Origin of the sequence: Pseudomonas sp. SbOxS1 (assembly GCF_013416725.1) — a bacterium.
Lineage (GTDB): Bacteria > Pseudomonadota > Gammaproteobacteria > Pseudomonadales > Pseudomonadaceae > Aquipseudomonas.
The window spans coordinates 244529-267550 of the sequence record NZ_JAAVXC010000029.1; the positions used below are offsets into that span (position 1 = coordinate 244529).

Genomic DNA, 23022 nt, shown 5'->3' on the forward strand with positions numbered 1-23022 from the left:
TTTTTATGAGTTTGTTGTCAGACATTCAGGGTTCCGCCGAGCGCATTTGGTCTCTTCTTCGTTTGCTTGACGCTAACGGTGGATGGATGAAGCGCGATGAAGTGCCGCAGTGGATGAATCCGCAATTTACGGCTGAATCCTCTGTCGCACCGGGTCCGGACGCTACCGCTTTAAGCCAGACAGTCGGCGCGGCTGTTAGTGTAGGGTTAATTGCTGCCACCGATGGTGGCTACCGCTTACTCTTAGAGAACGTACCTCTTCGTTTCGGCGGCTTTGCAGATGCGGTACATCAAACACTCTGCCAGTTGCCTTCTGGCCATGCCGACTACGTGGTGCTCGAGGCATATGCCGCCATCGTCATTCTTACTGAAAAGTACGGTGGGACCCATTGGATTCGTGAGCGAAACAACACTGAATTGGCCGATACGGTCCTTGCCCAGGCGCTGCGAGCAGACTCGGAGGAGGAGCGCCGGTTTAATAGTACAAAGCTGACACCTTGGGTTCGGTGGGTAACTTTTATGGGGCTCGCTATGCCACAACAGGCACGTGGGGCGCTATACCCAACAATTACTGAGCGTCTAGAAAGAGAGCTTTCTGTATTGGTCGACACGCTTTCACCGGTTACCGAACATGTTTTCGCAGATTTTCTCGTCAGCCTCGGACAACGAATGCCCTACATCGACGGGGGAGCATTGTTCATCGACCTTGCCCAGCGGGAGGGGTTGCGTCCCATGGGCCGGAGGCTTTCCCGAGTGTTGAGTAATGCGCTAAGGGATCTGCATGACGATGGCCGCATTGAGTTAATTGCGGTTGGGGATACGGCCGGTATGTATGAGCTAGTGGGCGAAGCCCACCCAGTTCGGGCCGTTACTAGCATAAGATTTACACTGGGAGCCGATAATCATGCCTGAGCTTCCTTACAAAGCATGTTGGAGTGCACAGGCGGCGCGTGAAATTCTCCAGACGGAAGCTTTAGCTAACCGCGAAGGTGCCTTTTTAGCGGTACACCAGTCCATTACTAATCTTGCGATCGGTGGCGCGCGCGCCAGTGATGTAGACGAAGGGACTGATGAAGGCGTTCTGCAGGCACTAGCGCGTCCAGAAAATCGTCACGTCTTCTGTGTAGTGGAGGGCGAACCGGGTTCTGGCAAGTCGCATCTGATTCGTTGGATGAAGGTCAAGTGGCCAAAGAAGGATATGGTGCTGCTTATCCAGCGCGCCGACGGTAGCTTGCCGGGGGCCTTGCGAGAGTTAAAAAATGCACTTGGGGGCGAGTATGGCAACCTCTTTGATCAATTAGGGCAGCGGCTAGAAGCTAGCTTTGAGGGGCGCGTTCATGTGTTTCAGCGCACACTTGCCGCTAGCATGGCTGAAGCACATTTTGAACAACCGCTAGATGATGCTAAGGAGTGCGGAAAACATAATCTGGCACGATTGCTGGATTCGGCTGTCGTGCAAGAGCGCTGGAAAGGACCCGAGCGCGTGCTTAAAATCATGGCTGGTATGGGGGGGCAACGGGACCAGGCAGTAGCGCGATTTAACTTGTACGACATTGCCGAACTAGGTCAGCTTGAGCCTGCGGTTCGGGACTGTCCGCCAAGGGCACTAATGTTTCTCAGAAAGCTACGCCACGAAAGTCGAGCGATATTGGCGCAACTTGAAGCTAATGACACTCCGGATCAGGTGCTGGCTGATCTGAAGAATGATGTTCCTTATTCCTGCCTACTCATGGAGGCGCTGAACCGGCGTCGCGACTATGGCGTGCAGAATGTATTGGGCATCTCTATGGACGGGCTCAAGGAGATATTTCTAACGCTGCGTCGTCGACTGAAGAGCGAAGAGCGACGCCTAGTACTGCTACTGGAAGACATCACTGCTTGGGAGGGTCTTGACAGCCAATTGATCGACGTCCTCGTGACCGACAGCACCACAAGACAGAGTGATGATCTGTGCGATTTAATCTCTGTAGTGGGCTTGACACCGAATTATATGAATTCCCTGCGAGGCAACTATCTTGGCAGGATCACCCACCGTGTGACACTCGGTCGGGAGGGCGATAGAGGGCAGTTTCTTGAGACCAGCCAATTGCTAACGTCCGAGAGTCGGGAGCACTTCGCCGCGAACTATCTGCGGGCTATACGGGTGGGCCTCACCGCTCTGGATGAGTGGCGGCATAATGGCGCGAGGCAAGACCAAATCCCCAATCGATGTGATCAGTGCCTAGTTAGGCTTGGTTGTCATCAAGCCTTTGGGGCAAGTGAAGGGGTCGGTCTTTATCCGTTAACTTCGCAAGCTCTTACGACGATGTATGAGGCTCTTTCGGATCCGTCGGGTCGCATGACGCTCAAGACTCCGCGTGGGATGATCCAAGGCGTTCTAGGCCCCGTCCTGCTCACGCCTTCCACCCTCGATGATCGAATATTTCCTCCATCTGAGGTGGAAAGTAGCGATTGGCTCCCCCAGGAAGCTACGCGAGTCAATGCAAGGCTTGAGGACCAACTATCGTATGCGGCTAGCAATGAACCGGAAATCGCAGAGCGCTTACGGCGGCTTGTCACGCTCTGGGGGGCGCCAGGTGCGCAAGGTACAACTCTGTGGAATGAAGGCTTAGCGTTTGCAGCAATCCCAGCGCCCATCTTTGAAAGTTTTGGACTTCCTTGGCCAGGGGAAGCGACTGCCATGCCTGCAGCGAGCGGGACGATTTCTGTCAGGACCCAGGTGGCTAGTGAAGTTGGAAGGACCGATACAACAGAAGAGTTGGGGCAGTCCTTTGATCCCCCTGCCTTGCGCCGAACCCCCTCATCGAGCACGCCCCGGACGGCTCAACCTGTTACACATCGTTCAAAAGGGGCAAAGACTGCTTCCATTCGGAACAAAGGGCAGCAGATGGTACAAGAACTCACAGAGTGGCGGTCTGGCGGGCGATTGGGAAGTCTGAATGATTGGGAAGGTTTGCTCAGCAGCTTGGTCAGAGGACTGCCTCGCCATCGTTTCGACGTCTCCGATTGGCTGTTTGATCGCGTTTTCACTGAGAACAATATTAAGTTCGAGGGCGAGCGCAAAAGTGACGTTCGTAACTTTGTGGTACCCAAAGAGAAATGGTTCATTCTGGGGCTTGAGGCGCATGTCACCTTATTGTCGGGCTCCGAGTTGCAAGCCGATGTGGAGGAGGCCTATCGCCGCCTTCATTCTCGGATGCTTCGGCGGGTGGCCGAACTTGCTCAAGCACATCTAGAGCGTCGCTTACTGGCTTTAGATGGTGGGGAGCCTTGGCAGGTGGCTGGCAATATCGCCCAAGTACTCCTGGCGAGGGCGTGGCTCCGTGGCGACGTCAAGCCAGATCAACCGCTAGCTGAACAATTTGTTCGCTTGCTTAGCGATGAAGGCCGTCCGACTACCAACCCGACGGACCGTGTTAATTCCTGGAACGAGGTTCTTACCAAAACCGATAAAAATCACAAGCATCTGCGCGAGAATCTGCGGTCTTCGCTCTCGTTGCGTCAGGGAGAAGGGAGGGGTTATGGCGTGGCTGATGCTGGCGCGGTGGTTCGTGCTCTTCTGCAGATGCAGGAGAGCTTGCGGCTTTCTCCCACGCCTCGGGAAGTGGGCCCAGGGCTAGATGCAATGGCACAAATTATTGATTTGGTCAAGGAGATTGATGAGCGTCTAAAGGATCTCCCTCGGTACGAAGGCGAACGGCTAAAGAACCGTGGTCAGGCGCTGTTCGCAATGATGCGCGGTCGCAGTCTGAGCGATCACGTCGAAAGGATCGACCATGCACTTGTGGAAGTTAGTAAGCAGTTGCCACAGGCTGCGCCCGATGCAATCAAGGACTGGAAGGGGGCCTACACTAAGGCCAAGAGCGATAGCTTTTTCGATGATAATGAAAGCTCTCCAGCTGGACGAGTAGAAGCCTTTCTGCTGGATTCTCTTGAGGATAATTGCAGCGAGCCGGAACTAGGGTTAGCTGACAAACTTGCGAAATGCATTGAAGCACCAGCAGGCGACATGCGGCAGGCTCGAGATCTGCTAACACTTGGAGAAAACGCAATTAAGCGGAGTTATGACTACGCCCTTGAGTTTATTGGCACTTCTGGAGCTAGCAGCGGAGATTCTACGCGGGTGCGCCGATTTGGCCTGCAGGTGCAGGACTCTGCTGCAGAGATGCTTACGGACTTGGAGAAAATGTCATGAATTTAGTGCTCGAAAACGCAACAGATGTCGAACTCGCACCTTTGGAGGAACTGGAGGTGTTGCTGAAGGATATTCCGGCGGCAAAGGAGCGAACCTTTTTTGGAAATGCATTAGTTAAAGCATATGAGCAAGTAGTACAAAGCGAGTCTCTAGTTGAGTTACTTCGAGAAGTTGAGGTCTACTTCGCCATGTGCACGAAGTATCTAGATCTCCCTGAGGAAGTGCGGACGGAGTTAAAGTGCATTCAGCAGCTTGGTAGTCGATTGGCAGGCGTCGATAGTCGTGAAGATTATCTTGACGTTCACCACCACGTATCGAACCTTGAGCGAGAGATCGGTGCTCTCAAAAGAGCAGTGAACCAAGCGTTTGAAAGGATGATCCAGCGCGAGTTCGCCAGTATAGGGGCGCTTGGCGCTGTCCTCAGCAAGGTAGATGAGACAAGAGAGTTGGGAAAACGCATGGAGATGTTAGGACGTCAAGCAAAAGAGGTAAGCAAACGTTCGACAGTTCAGGTTGTCGTCGAGGTCGAACGCTTACGGTCTGAGCGCCAAGTTATGCGGGATGAACTCGATAGTTTTGGTGCCGATGAAGCCGTGTTAGCGTTCTTGCAAGACATCAGCCAGGGCGCGCTACCCTTGTCACGTATTAACGGTAGCGTTTTGCCCTGGCTTGAACAACATCACGCGGTCGGATTGCTAACTATTTCCCTAAGCGCGTAGGCGGCAATGCCTCGGTTTCATCTCTGCCTACTGGCGTAGGTTCGCGTCTACGAATTTCTTTAGCAGTCGGCGACTAACAGCGGCCTCGACTATACTGGCGGGCATAATATCGCTGCCGGTATGCAAGCATGCCTGGCACCCATCGACGCACAGGTGGCCACTTATTCGATAAATCTGATCGGCGAGACGTGCTTCTGCTGACAAACTGTCTTCCTGGTTCGCGTCCTCAATGCTGGCATAGCAATGCAGCAGAGCGTGCGTAGTGGGGGCTGCTCCAGATCCTTCCCGAGCACGTCGGACAACTGCACTTACTAACTCCCAGGTCGAGGGTTGGCGCCCCATTTGTTCTCGCAACGCATCTTCAATATGTCGAGCCTCACTCCATAGATCGTAATAGGCGAACTCATAGTCGCCGATTGACTCAACGCCGTACAACACACGTAGCAAAGTATGGAATGGGACTTCGTCGCTTTCGGCTAGCCGAAGATCTCTCCTAAGACTATCGAGGGTTGTGGCATCCCGAGGGCTCAGGAGTCTCCATTGAGGGTGGTTCTCCTTCATTTGCCATGCCCGTGCTAGTAGCGCATCTTCGGCTGCATTAGGACATTCAGTGAGGAAACCATCAGCAAGATCCTTGAGGGCATCATCCAACCGTCCCACGAATGTGCGTGTAGTTCCATCTCCATACTCACCATTCTCGGCGATCGTTACGATATCGTCTGCTGCCATGCCAAACTGGATTGGTAGTTTAGCGTGACAGACTACACGGCGTTCGTCCCCTCGCCCGTGCAGAACAAAAGCGTGCTTAAGGCGAATCGCTAGACTATGCAACACAAGGCTGCGCAGATACATTTTAAAGTGTTCTGGGTTCTCCAGGTTGGTGAACACTTCCCTCAGCAAATCTTGGAAGGCTTGTGAACCCGCAGCCTCCGCGACCTGTTCGGTGCGGCGCTCGGACAGCAAGGGGTACTGATGAAGTACCTCCTGATAGGTCTGCAAGAACAACTCGCGGACACGTCGCCTGTCCCATAGTTTAGTCAGTTGTAGGAGTTTCTTGCGCAGAGTTGGGTTACCTGCTGCTGCCGCAATAATTTCGGCGGCTCGCTGGGCCTGATAGCTATTCATGTCGACGCTGCGTGCACGCCGCTGAACGATGTATCGCAGCATTTGTAGGCGGTACCATTTGCCCTCTTCACTATCGGGGCTCATTGCCGCGATCTCATGATCGACAAATCGAGAAAGGGCTGCACTATCGATGTGGAATCGGACACCTTCAGTAGTTACTCGATAACCGAAGAGCACCGCTTCGAGAGTCTTTGGGTGGGTGAACAATTGGCTGATCTGAAGTGAATCTACACGTGCATCACAGAATCGAACTTCGCTATCAGCACCCCAATATACACGGGCCAGTTGTAGTCCGCTCTCAACGTGTGTAAGTGTGCCGCCTGTATGGATGTCCAACCGTTCGATTATCCCAGATAGCACACCTGGGTCATTGCTGTGCGCAGACGAGGCGTCGGCTTGGATAACTGGAAAACCTCGTAACTGGCCGCTGCTCTTGTGATGAACTTTAAGCGCTTCATCCAATGTTTGGGTGCCGGCAGGAATTTGAAAGAGCTCTGTGTAGTCTTTATTTGCCTGCCATCGAGAGACCCATTGACCTTGCAACTTACCGCCAACTTCAGTTTTTATGTGCCTTGGGCAGAATACAACTGGATGCAGGCTGCTGCTTTTGCCGATTTCTTTACGTGCCTCTGCTGGAAGCAACTGCAATAGGGCATCCGCACCGCCAAAGTCGAGTTGATTGGCATCGGCCATTTCCTGTGCATCTAGCCAGGGCTGACGTCCAGCGGAAGGGGCTCGCCAGTGAAGTTCCCTACTTCCATAGCGGTGCGTCATGTTGCCCGGAGCAATATTGTTGAGCGCCAGGGAAATATCCTCATTCACGCATGCGTCTTTTTGCTCCCGCTCAAAATACACTGTAAGTTCTGGGAGGTTCACGGTCTCAAATAGAGTTTTGGGTACCCAAGGCGTCCAGGCACGCCTCTGGTTGGCATTCTCTGCAGATTGGAGCGGGTGTTCTGCCGCCAGTTGGACTGTCCGCCAGAAGGTATCTATGCAAGCGGTATCGAGAATGGAATAGACACTGTCCCCGAATATTTGTTTCAAAGCTCTATCCGCGTTGGTTGCTACACTCGGGTGTAGGCAACCCGATCCGACGATTCCCGACGATCGCTTTTTTGCCTCGTGACGGGCGATTACATCTAATACCAGAGTGATGGCTTGACCACGTACGACCGCGTGGTTGGTCATGTTCAGTGGTACTTCAAAGTGCTTACTATCGAGGAGGGTTTGAGGCTTTCTAAAATACCAACTGTCGCGGGCTGAGTAGGGCGACAATGTAATTCCGGTTAAGGGCCTGTCGTCTGCCCCGCGTCCTCCACGACCTTTCCGCTGAATGAAGCTTGCGAGATTGACCGGGGCATAATGTTGGTAAACGAGGGTCATATCTGGGTCGTCATAACCGACCTCCAAGGACGATGTAGCAAAGACGATATCACTGTCTTTTATCATTTCCTCGGCACGAGCACCTGCACCAGACCATACCGGGCTATTAGTAACCTTTAGGGGGGAGTTCGGCTTATAAAGTCCGTTTGCCGTCCATTGCCGATTGTCGTTGGCGGCGAAGAACCAGCATTCACCCTTCGTAAAGCAATCGCAGCCAATGGGCTGTTTACAGCAATGCTGACGCAGGCCTCCAGTGGCGGAGTCTGGGAAAGAATAGGTGCGGAGTCGCGCTAGATTATTGTTCTCTTCGGCATCCTGATAGTCGTGGTGCAGACGCTTGACTTTATCGACCGAGTCCAGAAAGACAATACTGCGGAAACCACCTTCTGAACCCGTACGCCGTCGCATGCCATGAGCCAGTACCATCAGACTTTGAATGGTAGAGGAGGCGCCCGCGATGTCCTTACCTCGCGACTCAACTTCTGGTTGAATGAAGTAGAAGTACTCGCGGCCCTCGATACTGAGTTCGCGCTCGTGATCGTCAACTTGGATTGCCGTGACGGCGTTACCTCCTGCCAGAGTACGCCACACTTCGGTTGGTTCGCCGAGTGTGGCGCTCATCCCGATGGCGAGACATTTTCCGCCGTTAGCCTCGGCTCGCGCCAGTAGTCGTCGTAATGCATATCCGATTTGTGCACCGTGAATATGCGAGTAGAGGTGAATTTCATCAGCCAGTAGCGCTCTCGGAGGTGCATGCTCTGGGTGATCCCCGAAGAGAGATCCGTACCTGGGATCTCCTAACCACTGGTGTAGAGACTCAGTTGTCGGTAAAAACAATGCTGGTGGAGTTTCTATTAGGCCTTGCTTGCTTCCGATCCATCCACTGTACCCCCAGTCGCATTTAGCTCCGATACACGCGAGGCGGTCGGCACCCTTGATGCCTGCTCCTGGATTTAAATGCAGGAGAGAGTCGCATTTTGGACAATGGAAGAAGGGAAATTCATAACATCCAGGCGCACCTACGCCGGGCTTCCATACTTCCTCATTTACTTTGTGGGAGAAGCTTCTAGGCACGTCACCGTTCTGAAGTCCAATTGTTAGCAAGGGCACCGAAGGATCTACGGCGAGTTCAGCTAAGTAGCGGGTTAGGCGTTGGGCCTGATTCGCCGCCAAACGCACACGGGGATAGACGAGAATGGCTCGGGTGCCATGGATGTGTCGTAGCCGATCATATAAAGCGCCGATGATAAGCGGTAGACAGGCAGCTTCGGTCTTGCCTGCTCCTGTGTCTGCAGTTATGACAAACCGATCACAGGCTTTGTCTGTTTGCATCCAAGCGGGTACTAATGTAAGTAAAGAACGTGCTTGAAAGCCTCGTAACGTGGGGTCTTCGACCTTCCAATCGCGACATAGTGCGGCCGATAAAGCGTCAACCGCAACTGAAAACAGTGGTTCTTTAGGCACCAAAATTTTGAGTTGAGCAACAACAGTGCTTAAGAGGTGAGTAGGTTTCGGCTTGTCGCGATTGCGTATCTCAACCTTAAGTCCTCGAACGAGAAAAGGTCGTCGGTCAGAGTCTTCGGGAGTGAAGCGCTGCTTAACATAGCGTACTTCGCGTGCAAGTTCGGCCATACGGCTGCGCAGTCGCCCATCTTCGGTATGCAGCAAATGGCCATGTAGTTCTAAGCGGCGCACTGCTCCTGCTACTACTGATTTGCTTAAGACAAGACTCTCTGCCAGTCCTCCTATATTGTGCCAGCCCTCGAAGACTCCGAAATTTATTCGGCGGGCCTCCAAATCCTCAAGGCGATTCAGAACGCTAAAGTCAACGTCCGACAACTTTTCATCAAGAGGGGTTGGTGGAATGTCTCTTTCTTTTGATTCCGGATTGTTTCCACTCAAATCCACAGCGAGACGCTGGTACTTATCCTGGGAGAAGCAGACTAGGCCCTGCGCTGCCAAGTCTGCACAGATCGGATGTAACAAATCGCTACCGTCTGGGCTTAAGCAGTCAAAGCGGTCTCTCACTAGGTAGTAGAGCGGGGGAAATCGACCATTGCGAGTCTGCTGAATCACTTCTTCCAAGTGAGCCAGAAGCGTATCTTTGGCGATATTATAGAGTCGGCGCGCAGGTTCCAGTGGATAAATACGAAAGTACTCGCCGTGTTGGGTCTGAACAGGAATTAGGCTAATAACTCCATGTCTGTGAAGTGTAATCAGATCTGACAAAATTTCCTTTGTTTGCCTAGCTAACGCTTTTGCCAAAAGATAGTCGCGTGCTACACCCTTATTGTCCAACATGGCTTGACTACGAATCGTCGCCAGCATGCTTTGGAGCCAAGCGCTCATCGGTGGAAGGTCGACAACCAAAGGATTTGGTAGTGTGCTGATCTGCGGTAATTCGCTGGACTCATCGAAACTGCCCAGTCGAATGTTGACTTGAACAGGCGTCCCATTGGGTAGTGGGAGTCCGATCTGTCCTGCGTCTCGGGCTTCGAATACAAACTCTCGGAGAATTTGAGCCGAGTCGAGTTGGTCCTGTTCGGACGGAACGGCATCCAGCAAATTACGCGACACGAGCAGTATGAACTTTGAGCGTGCCCGAGTGATAGTGACGTTCAGCCGAAGTGGACTGAAGATGAAATCTGCTTCAGCCAACGCAAACTCTGAGTCTGCAACTGTGTAACTCGCAATAATTGCATCGCGTTCTTTGCCTTGAATTCGATCAACTGTCTCGACCACAACCTTGCTGCCCCGGCTATCACCAAGAAGTTTGCGAATAAGGGCATTCTGCGCTCGGTGAGGGCTTACTACTGCAAGGCGCTCGGCCCAAAAAGCTTGCTCAGAGTCGTCTGAGTCTCCTGGTTCAAGTCGGGTTCGAAGAAGCCTCGTAAGATGAGCGGTAAGCTTTGCTTCGAATTCATTGCTAGTAGCGGCAGAAGGGCCGTCGTGCAATAGGACGCACAATGGGTGTTCGGGGTCGAGAACACGCTGTTCCCATTCCTGTAGTCCCTCGCGCCAGTTCGATCGTAGGTTTAAACGACGTTCGTAAACAGGCGCAGCACTAAAATATTTACCTTCGTAAAACTTGCGCTGGGGATATCGGGTTAGAGGTCCGTTGAGACGAAATGTCTCGTCTAGCGAGAATTCGCTGGTATTGCATGAGCGCAAAAAGGAATACAGCGATCCGCCTAGCCGAGGGCCGGAGGTATGGTGCTTGTGTTCCTCACGAATCGGCGGCAGTTGGCGATCATCGCCCGCAATTAATACGCGCCCGCCTGGTGCCAGCGCCGCAAGCGCCATAAGCCCCTGCGATACCAACATCTGGGAGGCCTCATCCATGCAGACGAGCCGAAATAGCGCAACTGTATGGCCATCGCTTGGTGGCTTCGGAGCTTTTGTGATAAGCCGATTCAGTTGCCAGACCGTGCAGCCTAAGATCGCATGTGGTTCGGAAAGCTTATTCCAGATCTCGTCAATTGAGCCATCACTGATGGCAGGTAGTTGTTCAACTCCCTCAGGCAGTGGGCCGGCAGGTTTCCCTAGGTAGTACATTGGTACTGGTACTGGAAGGTGCTTAGATAGGCGCTTCGTGAGGCCTTCCATGAGATTGGAAATAGCGTTACGGGTGAATGCTGTCACTAAAACCCGGCAGGGCGTATCACTGCGTCGGCAAGCTTCTAGATATCCAGTTGCCATCCATGAGAGAGCATGAGTCTTACCGGTTCCAGGCGGTCCAAGAATGAGTCCTACCCGTTGATTAGAAAGCCCCAACCAGGCATCGCGCTGCGCTTGCCGTAGTGGCTTATCTTGTTCTCGAGCTTTAATTGCTGGTTCCACCACCTCGGTCAGGCCTTGCATCCACAGTTCGGCATCGTTCGGGAGCAGCGTGGACGCAAATTCTTGGGGGTTGCGAAGGAAAAGCTTGATGTCATCCTTGGTTTGCACGGGCGGGACTCTATTTAGCGTCAAGGTAGGCTAGAAATTCTTGAGCGCGGTAGCTGGTGAAGTCTTCGTAAACCCGATCAAGGAACCAGCCTGGGCCCTCGATTTCGCGTAGCCACTGCTGAAATAGCGGTTTTTCTTGTGGCTTGTGAATGGTCACGAGGATACTGTCGAATTGGTGTTTATCTTGCCTAGGAGCGATCGATACTCGGCATTCGCCCCAGCGATATGGGTTGAGGCGAATATCAGGATCATCGTTCGTCAAAATTAGAGCGAAATCATCAGAGGATATATCGCTATCTTGGCTTTCCAGAGGTATTTTGAAGAGTAACCATAGTTTTCCGTTAGTATTGCCACTTTTCAAAAGTTTGAGTTCTGCCATGCACTGTCCGCTTGCGCGTCGTTGCGGGAACGCCTGAGTAAGCCGAACCAGCGTAGCTAGCATCGAGGAGCGCGTCTCTAGCAACTCGTATGCCTGCAATATGTCCAAGTCCTTCGCGTTTAGTGGGTCGAGCATAGCTTGGAAGCGAAATGGCCTTTTGTTAAGTCTCAAAAAACGTTTTGCGGAGTTAAGGTTTTCCTCAAGTAACCATTCAACTAGTGACGCTGTCGTCTCAAGCCGAGCCTCGACATCTGCTTTAATCGCTTCAAGATTTCCTCGATCTTCTGAGTTACGAAGAGCTCGAATTACATCCATGGCTAAGAGCGATGAAAACTCGCGCCGGAACGGTCCGTGCGGCCTATAAACGTTGCAGAAATTCGCGTCGCAGACGGCGATCGCCTCGCTGACTTGGCGAAGGTCATAGGATACTCGTACAGGCAATGCAAACAATTGTTCGAACACGCTTCTGAGCGCTGTCGCAGGAAGGTGGTGTATACCGCGCAGTTCCGGTTCTGGTACCAAATCTTCAGGCGGAAAGAGCCTCACCGCATGCAGTAGTCCGGTTCTAATCCTTGGGTCGTCTAAATGTCTACCGATGGCGTTCTGCAAGTACTGAGCTTCTGTCGGTTCAAACAGAAATATATGTGCGTGCAATTCCGCATTTAGATCTCCAACGTGTTGTTGATTATGTGCATCAATCGCGGTGAGGTCTTCAATGAGACTGCCCATAACATCAGAAATTGCATTTGCTTCTGCTGATTTGTCACCTTCCTTCAGTACGCGCACTATCGAGTGACTCTTAGTCGCGCTCTTGAATCGGTATCCGAGGGTGACTAAATTGTCTTCTACCGGGTCATAGTCCGCAACAATGTAGAGTGCCGCGTCCACGCGCGGAGGCATTAAATATGTCGCTAGGTCCGGAATGCGTTGAAGCCTTCCTTGAGTCTGAGCCTTTGCACGGGCGATCAATACTTCAGCCCTTCGCTGTAGTGACCAATTTAGGTTAGGGCTTTGGGCATTAAGATGGGCTTCAGTGAGGGCACCTAAATTGCTTATTCCTCTACGCAGTAACGTTTTTTTGCCTTCGTGGGTAAGTCCAGGAACAGCTGAGATATCTCTATCCGCGGCATCGGCTTTATTGATGTTTTTAATGCAGTGCGGCAGGTATTGGCACTGTTCGCATTTGTAGTAGATGTGGAAAAAAGTGTCATCGCGATAACGTGATACTTCTTTTTTGCTGATTGTTAGCAGTTCACGACTAAAAAAGTCTTTCACGAGTCGGCGGTAGGGTTGTAGGTCAAAAACCTCAGGCCGATGTATGCCTTCGTCTGCAAGGGTTCCTTCCTTGATGCACCAGATTTCTCCTTGAGAGGAAATAACTCCTGGCACTCGCAAATCTACCAGAAGCTTTTCAAGCAACTCGGCGTAAAAAGCCACTTGAGCTTTGTGAAACGCACGAGCGGACTGAGTGCCTTTGATGTCGATAATACTGAATACAGGCGGCTCTACGCTACGATCGACTCGTATGAGATCAGGAAACGAGCGACGAAGAGATATCCCGTCTGGGAGGGTCAGCGCGGTACTCGCAGTACGGTGGGCGTCTAGAGTTGCCTGTGGGGCATAATTATGCGGGAGGCTGCCTCGTAAAAAAGCTTCTGTACGTGCTTGGCTCAGTTTGTCTTCGCCAGGGGCAAGGGGCAAGGCTTGTCCCGTGGCGATAAGTTTTTGTACGATGGCAGTTTCAAACTCGTTCCCTAGGCTGGCCCATGCGCCAACATCCGTGGGCACCTTGTCCACGCCGGCAGTGACCAATTCATTGGATTCCATCATTTCGTAGCGCGTCTTGCGCTCGCAGCGGTACTGAAACCAAGATTTAATCGTAGAAGCGCTAAGCGAAAGGGCCATTCGAAACTCATAATAGAGATTTGTATCCCAAGCATTGCAGACCTGCGCTGCGACCGCAAGAGGTAGGGTAGGGACGAGATCTACTATATATTTTCTAACGACGTGCGATACTTTTTCTGCGACATAGGATGAGGTCGTTCTCAAGCAACTCAGCCGCGAGGAAAGCAGTTGTATCCTGCGGTAAGGCTGAGTTAAGTAATTTCTACTGAATCATCAATATTTTATGTTGCTGCAAGCTAAGTCGCCACTTAGGGTTGCTCTTGCAATAATCAACAGTGGCCTCAGTGTTTTTTTTTGCATGTGGGCCATCCATTGGTTGAAGGTAGAAATGTTTAAAATTTAGGTGCTCATACAAATATGGCATGGAGTCACTTTGCGGGAATACAAGCTTCAGTTCATCACCTTGGGTGATCTTTAATTGAACGCTTGATTTTGGGCTAACACATAGCCAGTCTATACCCAAGGGGGGAGCGACGGTGCCGTTGGTTTCAACAGCTATGCTGAAGTTTAGCTTGTGCAGAGCATCTACCAATGCGTCATCGACCTGAAGTAAAGGTTCTCCACCGGTCAATACCACATACTTATGATTTTGGTGGGATATTGGCCAAAACGAATCAATAGCATGAGCGAGAGCTTCAGCATTTTTGAATTTATCCCCACCTTGACCATCTGTTCCGACGAAGTCGGTGTCGCAGAATGTACAGATGGCGTTAGCCCTGTCCTGCTCCCGTCCCGACCACAGGTTACATCCAGAGAATCGGCAGAATACCGCGGGTCGACCCGCTTGGTTACCTTCCCCCTGAAGGGTGTAAAACATTTCTTTGATACTGTAAGTCATTTGGTTTACTCACCTGATTCAGTTGGGTGGCGAGTGCTTTGATCCGCCACCGCTGAACCATCGTTAATCTCTTTCTTGAATGTACTGCTCATACCCAGTTTTGCGCAGTTCGCAAGCTGGGCACGTTCCACACCCGTAGCCCCATTCATGTTTATCCTGTCGAGTCCCGAGGTAGCAGGTGTGGGACTCTTCTTGAATCAGGCTGACCAAATCTCGATTACCTAGGTCTTCGGCCAAACGCCAGGTCTGAGCTTTGTTGAGCCACATCAAGGGAGTTTCAATGATCACTGGAGCATCCATCCCGAGGCTCAAGGCCACCTGGGTGGCTTTAAGGGTGTTGTCCCGGCAGTCTGGGTAGCCGGAGTAGTCGGTTTCGCACATTCCCCCGACTAGCACTGTGAGGCCCCGTCGGTAGGCAATAGTGGCTGCGAACGTCAAAAACAGCAGATTCCTACCGGGTACAAACGTATTGGGAAGTCCATTCTTTTCAAACTCTATGGTTTTTTCAGCGGTCATCGCCGTATCGCTGATCTGTCCGAGTAATTTGAGGTCAAGCACGTGATCCTCACCGAGTCGCTTGGCCCAGTTCGGAAATCTGTTACGTACCTCCTGCAAGATACTCAGTCGACATTCGAGTTCGATTCGATGCCTCTGGCCATAATCAAAGCCAATGGTCTCGACGTGCTCGTAACGTTCCAGCGCCCAGGCAAGGCAGGTGGTTGAATCTTGTCCGCCTGACAAAAGAACTAAGGCTTTGGTGTGCATACTGCTCTCCTCGGAACTGGGTCTGTTTTAGCGCCGTTTCAGTTCTTGCTTGAGTTTTTCAGTCAGATACTTAGTGAGCAATCCGATATCAGTGGGCGTGTTCTGGATACCATTCCAGGGGCGGCGGTCGGTTTCAGAAATGTGCCAATCGCCACTTGTCCATGCCGTATGAGGTTTCAAAAGTTTTAGACCTCTGATAAAACCATCCTTGCTGGTTGTGCCTTGATCGGAGTAAAGCAACTCCATAACGAAGCTCAAAGAAACCAAGCCCGCCCCATGCTTCAAACGTGAGTTCCTGGGCGCTAGTCCTTCCCATTCTGATTTGAAAACTACTCGCACTGCATGGAAGAAGTTGTTGATAAGTTCGATGCTGCGTCCCTCAAAGTCATCAAACTTCATGAAGCTACGGATCGCGCCATCATTTGCAGAGTTCATCACGAATTTCTGCATCGCCATGTCGCTTAGTACTCCTTTGGGATTCGTATGTTGCTTGATCTCGCCAAATAGAGAGGAGTTAGGCAGAAAATTCAACAAATCAATTATGCGAGCAGCAAATTTACGACTTGTGAACCGTTCTGGCAGGCCATCAACAGTCGGTAAAAGTTCATAGATCAGCGATTTTGGCAGCGGTCGCGTATTGTTGACGAGCACAAACTGCTGTCGCAGTTCGTTGTAGTCTTTACAAATCAATGCAGATACAAATACCTGGAATCCAGGTTTTTCCATCGTCGCAAGGGCGCTCAGTCGTTGTTGTCCATCGACCACAAAGCCTGGTTTGGACTCGGTAGCATCAATAGTGATTTCTACAATACCCTCGCCGAGGTCTTTAATCGTTACCCCATCCAGAAAGGCCAAGATAATTGCGTTAGGAAGCAATGCATCGTCGCGCTGAAGATAGTCACGTATATCTCTGATGTGCGACGCGACTTGATGGCGCTGAAAGCCTTTGAGGTGGCCTTCCTCATCGCGGCCGACTCTCTCAATTTCAGAAAAATCTAAAATTTCATTTGGAGTGGCCGCAAACGAAAATACATCATGCCCGGAGGCCTGTTGGGCGCGCACACCCTTAAATCGATAGATCATTGTTTCGAAAGTTCCAGAGTTTTCTGAAGGTGTCGGTGGTACACACCTAAGTTATGAAATCCGCGTCTTTTGTTTCGATTGCTCGCTCGAAAGATAATAGTTTCGATACCCGCGGACTGACAAATCGAACATTGGCATTTTTGCCACGGTTTATCTCTCAGCGTGGGTGAGATTAGTCGGACGTGCTTGGCGATTTCTTTTTCCATTTCTAATGATGACGATATTGAGCCGGAAAGAGTCAGTCGGAGATAGTCTACTAGCACGGATAAAGTTGAATCAAAGTCGAGTAGGTTTTTATCATAGTCGCGGATCGCTAGCAACGCCGCTTTTTCTTTGATTTGTAACTCTTCTGCGCTCAGAGTGCCTTTTTTTATTCCTTGCATCAGGCGTGGATTTTCAATCGCCTGAGGAATGCGGATAGCTGTGTAGTAGTCCAGTTTGCTTGTATTGTTGCCCATGTAGTAATTACACTTCGCATCTTTAAATGCGCGTATAAGAGGGGAGGTTGAGTCAAAACTGGTAATGCCATATCCAGTGAATTCATGGATGTTCTCGGCTTTAGCAAACCCCAGCAGATGAATATTTGTCTCGGGCTTAAGGACCGCTCGAAGCTCTTTCAGAACCTCATGGATTTGATCGACTTTCAAAGGTACTAGACCTCCGATCGCCAAGTAGCGATAACCCATGTCTTCGAGTTGCTTTGCAGCGTTCGCCATGCTTTGAGGAGACCAACCCTGTACCGCTCCAAGAGGTTCGAATGGCCAATCCGCCTCCTTCACTAAACGCAGAAACTCTTGCGCATTTTTGAGCGTGACTTCGTACCGAAACAGCACATCTTCCGACTGGCTCAGCGCTGGAGGATTGCTGGAGTCGCAGTTGAAGATGATGTGGTCCGGCGAGCAACCGTGGGTGAATCCTGCATCTGAGTAGAACTCTACTACTTCGCTTGGGCTATACGCAGGGGTAGGGTGCTCTACATAGGCGAAAGCCCCGCAGTCACCTAGGACCATCGTATCTTTGAACTGAATGCCATCGAGTCGTAGAAATTTGCGCGCGCCTTCTCTGAGGAAGCGCTGCTGCTCGGAAGTCGAGTACCGAACCTTTGAATTAGCGACGCCATTTGCAGGTCGCACTGCGCTCATTGAGACCAAGAGCCCATCATAAGGGACGGGGGTCATCATTTCGTGCGCATACTGGTCATCCCAGTATCTCTTCCGACCCGGCGCATTTCGATCGTTGATGAAATCGTAGTCCGGGTCTACGTAGTCTTGGGTGTCGGCGTATAAAAATTTCATTGGTGAGCGCTGGTCATATAGAGGCGGATCAAGGTTTCTTGCAGCGCCTTGATATCTTGAGGGGTGCTTTGGATTTCATTCCACTGGACATTAATCATCGGCCATTGACCTGTTGTCCATGCGCAGTGAGGGGCCACTCTGGACAGTTCTTGTAGCACGGCTTCGTAGGTTTCGCGCTGACCACCGATTTTGGCGTAGATCCGATCCATAAGCACTCCCATGGCGATGATCCCCGCTGAGTGCATGAGTCGGCTGCTCTTGGATTCAAGTGCCCACGCCTCTGGAAACGTATCACGCACTGCTCGCCAGAAGGTCGTCAGTAGGTTGTACATGGACTCAACGTTCGCCGCACCGTCGGTGCTGGAGGTGTAGGGAGCCAACGCCCCCAACGGATTACTGATGCTATTACGGATCATCGTTATTACAGCGGTGTCAGTGATCACTGCTTTGCTATTTTGCTCGGACGACCGCTTTATGAGTTTGTGGAAAGGGGAGTTGGGATCGCGGCTAAGAAGCCCGCACAACTCAGCTGGTGCCTTGCGAGCACTCAGTTCGCGGGGCAAAAGGATGCTGCCTGTCTCCGGCAGTAGTTCGTTGATCAGTCGAGTGGGCAAGGGTTTGGCCTTGTTGACCAAAATAAATTGCTCGCGCTGGGTGGTCAGGCTGTCGGATACAAAACCGATCACTGGCACAGGAAGATCCGAATTGGCCGCTTTCGCCAACGCCAATGAGCGCTGTTGCCCGTCCACGATCCAGGCAGACCTCATTCCTTCCTCCCTGATAGGGATCGTCAGCGTACCCGCTTGCGAAAGCCCCGCATCGCCTGTCGGCTTGCTTCCGCGTGCTGCAACAAAACGCAGGTCAGGAGACAGCGCTAAGATAATTGCATTGGGAAAAAGTACATTTCCCTGATTGAGGTACTCAGTGATCCCTTTGACATGACTCTTAATCTCGGGGCGCTGAAAACCCTTGAGGGGGCTGCTGTCTTCGCGCGACAGGCGGCTGATGTCGGCAATTCGGACCAGGTCAGATCCCCTGATGAATAATGCATACACATCAAGGTTGTCACCTTGTGTGGTGCGTAGTGCACGCACCACAATCGCATCTTCGCTCGTCATGCTTTGCTCTCTATGCTTTCTTGACCTTTGATGTCCTGCCAGATCCTCCGAAAGCGCGATTGCTCGCACGACACCAGGGCGTCGTCCCTTAAGTAGCGTAACAATCGGGTGGAACTGCCTTGGTAGTCAGCCCACACACACTCAAGCATGTAAGCAATTTCACTGTCCGATGCGCGCCGCCGGATGGTCGTTTTTGCTAGGGATAAAAGATCCATTGCCGCGCTGACGCTCTTTCGAGCGATCTCAGCAGGAGCACTCGATAGTTCAAGAATCTCAATGAAATGACGCAGGGCTCTCTGAGGGAAATCGTTGCGAGTGCCTGGTAGTGTTGAGGTTTCAAGGCGTTCGTCATAGGGCATCGCTATGCGTCGTAAATGGCTGGGAAGCATCTCGATGCCTGGGCGCGAAGTGAATATTCTGAGCTTGTCGATCTGCGTGTCCCTGATTTTTCCAAGGTCTTCGCCTATCAACTGGACATAGTTTGAAGAGAGGGCAATGAGCACCAAGCCGACGTCGGGTTGGCTGACGAGGTGCGCTAGGGCGCTTCCCTTTGATTGGGTGACATTCACGGCTTCCCACCAATCTGATGCACACACACCCAACTTTTCGAGACGTGGGATGATAGAATTCGGATCCTGAGCCACCGTCAGGTTGTACGGTGGACATCTCTGATCGCCTTCAATCAACCCTAAGCCGGTCGACGCAAACATTAGCTTCGCGTCCAACTTCGTTGCTACGCGCCTCGCGTCAGAAACGCTTCTGCCCACGTAAAGTGAAGATGCCATCAGAGTGGTGGGACGTTCGTCTATTTGCCCCTTCCACGCCTTTGCCATGGCTGCAATCGATGAATAACACTCGTCGTTCAGCACCACCGGCGGCAGGCCGTCGAGACGTTTTCGATTGGTGCAGTTGGTGATGATGACGGTTCTCATGGGAAAACTGTAGGCCTGTTTTGACGGGTGTTGCATTTATCTGAGGCTGACAATTTACCATTTAATAACTGTATGGGCCAATGCGCTTAGGCTGGTTTTTATGCGGAAGGGTTGGTATAAGAGCCTCAATACTGCTGCTACCCCTCTTTCTGGGGGGGGCCGTTCGATGAAGGAAGAGACTCATTGCTTAAGTTCAGCGCAATCAAGGCGTTACAGAGCCCAACCCACCAAGTGGTATCGTTTGCGGCTACCGTTGAGCAGATTTTGGCGATCGCTAGCATCGACCGAGTCAAGCGTGATGATCGTGGCGCCCTTCATGGCTTTCAGCGGCCACAGGTGTCCAAGCACATACGAGAGATCCGCGACTACCTCTCCCGTCCCGATGCGGTAATGCCCAATGCTGTGGTGTTAGCGTTTACCAGTGGAGTCCGGGTGGTGGAAGGAAATGGAGCCTATGCAGAAATTGAGGTGGATATTTCATCCGGCGCTCCTGGGTTCGTTGTGGATGGTCAGCAGCGCCTCTCTGCGTTAGCTGGGCTCGAGGGGAGTTCGTTCCAGCTGCTGGTGTCTGCGCTTGTGTGTGAAAATCAGGAAGAGCTTCGCCGGCAATTCATTCTCGTCAACAACACCAGTCCATTACCGAAGTCACTGGTATATGAACTGCTCCCGTCTGTCAGCGGCCTTCCATTCAGAATGACTTCCCGCGCCCGCGCAGCCCGCATCGTGGAAATGCTGAATTATGACGATCGATCTTCTTTGCAAGGACAGATTAAGCAGCATACCAACCCCTCAGGGGTCATCGGTGATACGTCGCTCCAGAAACTGGTAATGAATTCCCTATCTGACGGTTACTGTCGGGAGGTGATTGAGTTGTCGGGAGGTGAGGATCGGTGTTTCTTGGCCATCAGTGAGTTTTTCCAGGCGGTCCAGGAGGTGTTTGGAAATGCTTGGCATGGTCACACACCTAAAAGCTCTCGTCTCGTCCATAGCGCGGGGATTATTTCCATGGGGTTCGTCATGGAGCAGTTGTGTGCTACAGGAGCGCCACTGGCCCCAGTATTCAAGTTAGGCCTTAGAAAGCTACAAGGATATACAGCTTGGACGCTCGGTTCGGGAGAGTGGTCCTTTAAAACAGGCAACCGGCCATGGAATGGCGTTCAGAATTTACATGGTGATATTCATCTTTTGACTGATCATTTGACCAAGGTGGTTCGAAGTTCGGAACTCGTACCTAGCTAACTGGTGCTCATTACTAATATTTAGGACGCATTATGACTACTTTAGTTTCCTCGGATCTGTCTCCAGCCCTGGCCAGTGACGCCAGTGTAAAAGAGTTCTCAGAAGTCGTTCTTCACCTATCCATGGCTTTTCAGGAGGCATTGAGGAGACTTGCAGGGCAGGACGAAGCTTTCCCTTCGGAAGGGTATGGCATGCTGACTGAAGCCTACGGTTTGCGGACGCGTGCGAATATTCTCTACCTGACGCCATCTACCCATGTAGTGCAGGCATTAAATTTTTCCCAGACGGCTATGCTGGGGAAATTCGAAGAAATATTGAATTGTCTGAGCGATGTGACCGATTTGCACACTGTTAACTCCATTTTGGTTTCGGTGATCACCATTGCATCAGCGCTGGGTGAGGGGCGAGCCAAAGTTGTAGAGTTTTTGTTTGAAACGTTATGCGTCGATCTTGAGTCTTGGAAGGTTTAGTCTAGCCGTTTTGTTTTTTGTCGCTTGAGATACGGGAGGAATCAGTGGAGATTTTTAAAGAGTTCGTTTTTGAGGCCGCTCATCGACTGCCCAATGTTCCAGAAGGGCACAAATGTGGGCGTCTGCATGGTCATTCCTTTCGTATTGCAATTTATATTGATGGCCCTGTTGATAGAACGTCGGGTTGGGTCAGGGATTTTTCCGAGATAAAGGAGATATTCGCGCCTCTGTATGAGCGCTTGGATCACAACTATCTTAATGAAATTCCCGGACTGGAAAATCCGACGAGCGAGGTTTTAGCCGTTTGGGTTTGGCAGGAGCTAAAGCCTTTGCTTCCAGAGCTATCCGCAGTACGTATTCACGAGACATGTACAAGTGGATGTATTTATAGAGGGCCGGAGGTATAACCACTCTCGTGTAAAAAAGCAGAACTATGCGCAGTGTGTAGTTCACTGGATAGGTCTAGCCTTTAATTGTCGAGTTTGGTGGTTGATTTTTTGTCTAGCTCGGCCCTGTGGGGAGGTGGATATGGTCAACCGCTCAAGTACGTGGCGCAGCTACGTATAGGGCTCTTAGCCGTTGGCTTTGGCAGTCTCGAACAAGCGTGCTGGCGATCTGGGTCGATCAGGCGGCGGATTTCGGGAGTTCTCAGGGTTCAAGCCCGTCAACAGACACTGAGTAGATACGGAAATGGCTGCTTCCCGAGCAACTCACCGTAAAGCCGCATATTTTGCTGGCTTAGCAGTTATTACTAAGGGATTAGAAATCCCATGCTTTAGTTTTTCAGTACCGATGGCCCGGTGATGTTGAATCCGTTGTTTCTATTTTTCCCCTTCCGTGGCCCTTGGGTAACCCCTAAGTACTAAACACTCCTACACCGAGTCATTCATGTCAGTCTTAAACGGATCAAATGTCTGGTGGTGATTGGCAGGGTCCGAAAAGCTATTTCTGCACCAGCGCCGTAGCTTCGATCCTGATGCACTGCCGCCCTTAGGGCGTTCGACCTTCTCTACGGCAATCTGGAGCATTTCCCAATTGTGTCCCAGTTGTCCCAGATTTCACTCAAGTAAACTCCGTTCAGTTATAAGCCTAATCAGTAAAGCCACATAGGTCTCACCCTGGCGTTTCGCAGCGTCTACTGCGGACACCTGTTCGGGGCTCAACCATAAGTAGAGCGACTGCCACCCAGCGAGCCGCCTTTGCTGACGGAGGCTACGCATCCGCTTCGCCATCGCCGTTTTCGGTTTCGGCGTGCCAATCAGCCAGCCCTGAGCAAGCAGCCGTTCGACTTCCACCGGGTTGCTGATCGTCCGAGCATGCGATGGATGTATCAAGAACTTCGGTTTCATTTTTACCTCCTAAAGTGGCGTTCTCCTCCGAACAAAGTATGTTTTCCCGAACGCCGTAACCCGCGCTGCACGGGGGCAGCAAGGGTATTTTTGACCTGTGTTCCGGTGTTCCCGGCATAACACAAACAAATAGAACAAACACGTCAGAGGTAAATTTCACCGGGGGTAAATCTAGGGTGAGAGGTATAGAGAAGGAACACATACATAAAATCACCTCGAGCCCCTTGTGCGTTGCGGGTTTCGGTGTTCTTCGAACACACCCGAACACGCCAAACATACT

General features: G+C 51.6%; 15 protein-coding genes. 6 read left to right on the forward strand and 9 right to left on the reverse strand.

The genetic code is table 11. The annotated features are described in order from the left end of the window. Positions 1 to 5 precede the first annotated feature (5 nt). From HFK74_RS23790 to HFK74_RS23800, 3 genes are read left to right on the forward strand one after another with little or no spacing between them, the layout of a single operon-like run. Complete coding sequence (locus HFK74_RS23790; RefSeq protein ID WP_033045086.1) at positions 6 to 911, forward strand: hypothetical protein; 906 nt, start codon at positions 6 to 8, stop codon at positions 909 to 911. Further along, positions 904 to 4194: a hypothetical protein gene (locus HFK74_RS23795; RefSeq protein WP_180205605.1), complete on the forward strand. Its 3291-nt coding sequence runs from the start codon at positions 904 to 906 to the stop codon at positions 4192 to 4194. The genes HFK74_RS23790 and HFK74_RS23795 overlap by 8 nt, the downstream gene beginning before the upstream one ends. Then, a complete protein-coding gene (locus HFK74_RS23800) occupies positions 4191 to 4913 on the forward strand; it encodes a hypothetical protein (protein WP_180205606.1) in 723 nt (240 codons plus the stop codon). Before HFK74_RS23795 ends, HFK74_RS23800 begins: the two co-directional genes overlap by 4 nt. 27 nt (positions 4914 to 4940) lie before the next feature. Here the strand turns inward: HFK74_RS23800 and HFK74_RS23805 are convergent, their stop codons facing one another. From HFK74_RS23805 to HFK74_RS23840, 8 genes are all read right to left on the reverse strand, one after another. Further along, on the reverse strand, positions 4941 to 11369 hold the full coding sequence (locus HFK74_RS23805; protein WP_180205607.1) for an AAA domain-containing protein: 6429 nt from the start codon (positions 11367 to 11369) through the stop codon (positions 4941 to 4943). A 10-nt stretch (positions 11370 to 11379) separates the two neighbouring features. Beyond that, positions 11380 to 13653 carry a hypothetical protein gene (locus HFK74_RS23810; protein WP_180205608.1) on the reverse strand — a complete coding sequence of 758 codons (2274 nt, stop codon included), beginning with the start codon at positions 13651 to 13653 and terminating at the stop codon, positions 11380 to 11382. Between the two features lie 202 nt (positions 13654 to 13855). Continuing rightward, positions 13856 to 14491, reverse strand: a complete 636-nt coding sequence (queE, locus tag HFK74_RS23815) for a 7-carboxy-7-deazaguanine synthase (protein WP_095974519.1) — start codon at positions 14489 to 14491, stop codon at positions 13856 to 13858. Between the two features lie 63 nt (positions 14492 to 14554). Next, entirely contained in the window at positions 14555 to 15256 is a 702-nt protein-coding gene (queC, locus tag HFK74_RS23820; RefSeq protein WP_180205609.1) for a 7-cyano-7-deazaguanine synthase QueC, read from the reverse strand. A gap of 27 nt (positions 15257 to 15283) precedes the next feature. Beyond that, on the reverse strand, positions 15284 to 16339 hold the full coding sequence (gene dbpB / locus HFK74_RS23825; RefSeq protein ID WP_180205610.1) for a DGQHR domain-containing protein DpdB: 1056 nt from the start codon (positions 16337 to 16339) through the stop codon (positions 15284 to 15286). After that, positions 16336 to 17634, reverse strand: a complete 1299-nt coding sequence (gene dpdA, locus HFK74_RS23830) for a tRNA-guanine transglycosylase DpdA (RefSeq protein WP_180205611.1) — start codon at positions 17632 to 17634, stop codon at positions 16336 to 16338. The genes dbpB (HFK74_RS23825) and dpdA overlap by 4 nt, the downstream gene beginning before the upstream one ends. Beyond that, positions 17631 to 18752 (reverse strand): DGQHR domain-containing protein DpdB, encoded by a 1122-nt coding sequence (gene dbpB / locus HFK74_RS23835; protein ID WP_033040100.1) that lies wholly within the window; start codon positions 18750 to 18752, stop codon positions 17631 to 17633. The genes dpdA and dbpB (HFK74_RS23835) overlap by 4 nt, the downstream gene beginning before the upstream one ends. Then, positions 18749 to 19684, reverse strand: a complete 936-nt coding sequence (locus HFK74_RS23840; protein WP_180205612.1) for a hypothetical protein — start codon at positions 19682 to 19684, stop codon at positions 18749 to 18751. Before HFK74_RS23840 ends, dbpB (HFK74_RS23835) begins: the two co-directional genes overlap by 4 nt. A gap of 183 nt (positions 19685 to 19867) precedes the next feature. On the opposite strand from HFK74_RS23840, the gene dbpB (HFK74_RS23845) reads away from it, so the two are divergent. Genes dbpB (HFK74_RS23845) through queD form a run of 3 tightly spaced genes read left to right on the forward strand, consistent with a single transcriptional unit; the run spans position 19868 to position 21800 of the window. Next, entirely contained in the window at positions 19868 to 20923 is a 1056-nt protein-coding gene (gene dbpB / locus HFK74_RS23845) for a DGQHR domain-containing protein DpdB (protein ID WP_180205613.1), read from the forward strand. 32 nt (positions 20924 to 20955) lie between these two features. Continuing rightward, positions 20956 to 21393, forward strand: coding sequence for a hypothetical protein (locus HFK74_RS23850; protein WP_180205614.1), 438 nt, complete (start codon positions 20956 to 20958; stop codon positions 21391 to 21393). Positions 21394 to 21437: 44 nt separating this feature from the next. After that, positions 21438 to 21800 carry a 6-carboxytetrahydropterin synthase QueD gene (queD, locus tag HFK74_RS23855; protein WP_081235185.1) on the forward strand — a complete coding sequence of 121 codons (363 nt, stop codon included), beginning with the start codon at positions 21438 to 21440 and terminating at the stop codon, positions 21798 to 21800. A 651-nt stretch (positions 21801 to 22451) separates the two neighbouring features. Here the strand turns inward: queD and HFK74_RS23860 are convergent. Then, positions 22452 to 22742 (reverse strand): hypothetical protein, encoded by a 291-nt coding sequence (locus HFK74_RS23860; RefSeq protein WP_180205615.1) that lies wholly within the window; start codon positions 22740 to 22742, stop codon positions 22452 to 22454. Positions 22743 to 23022 lie beyond the last annotated feature (280 nt).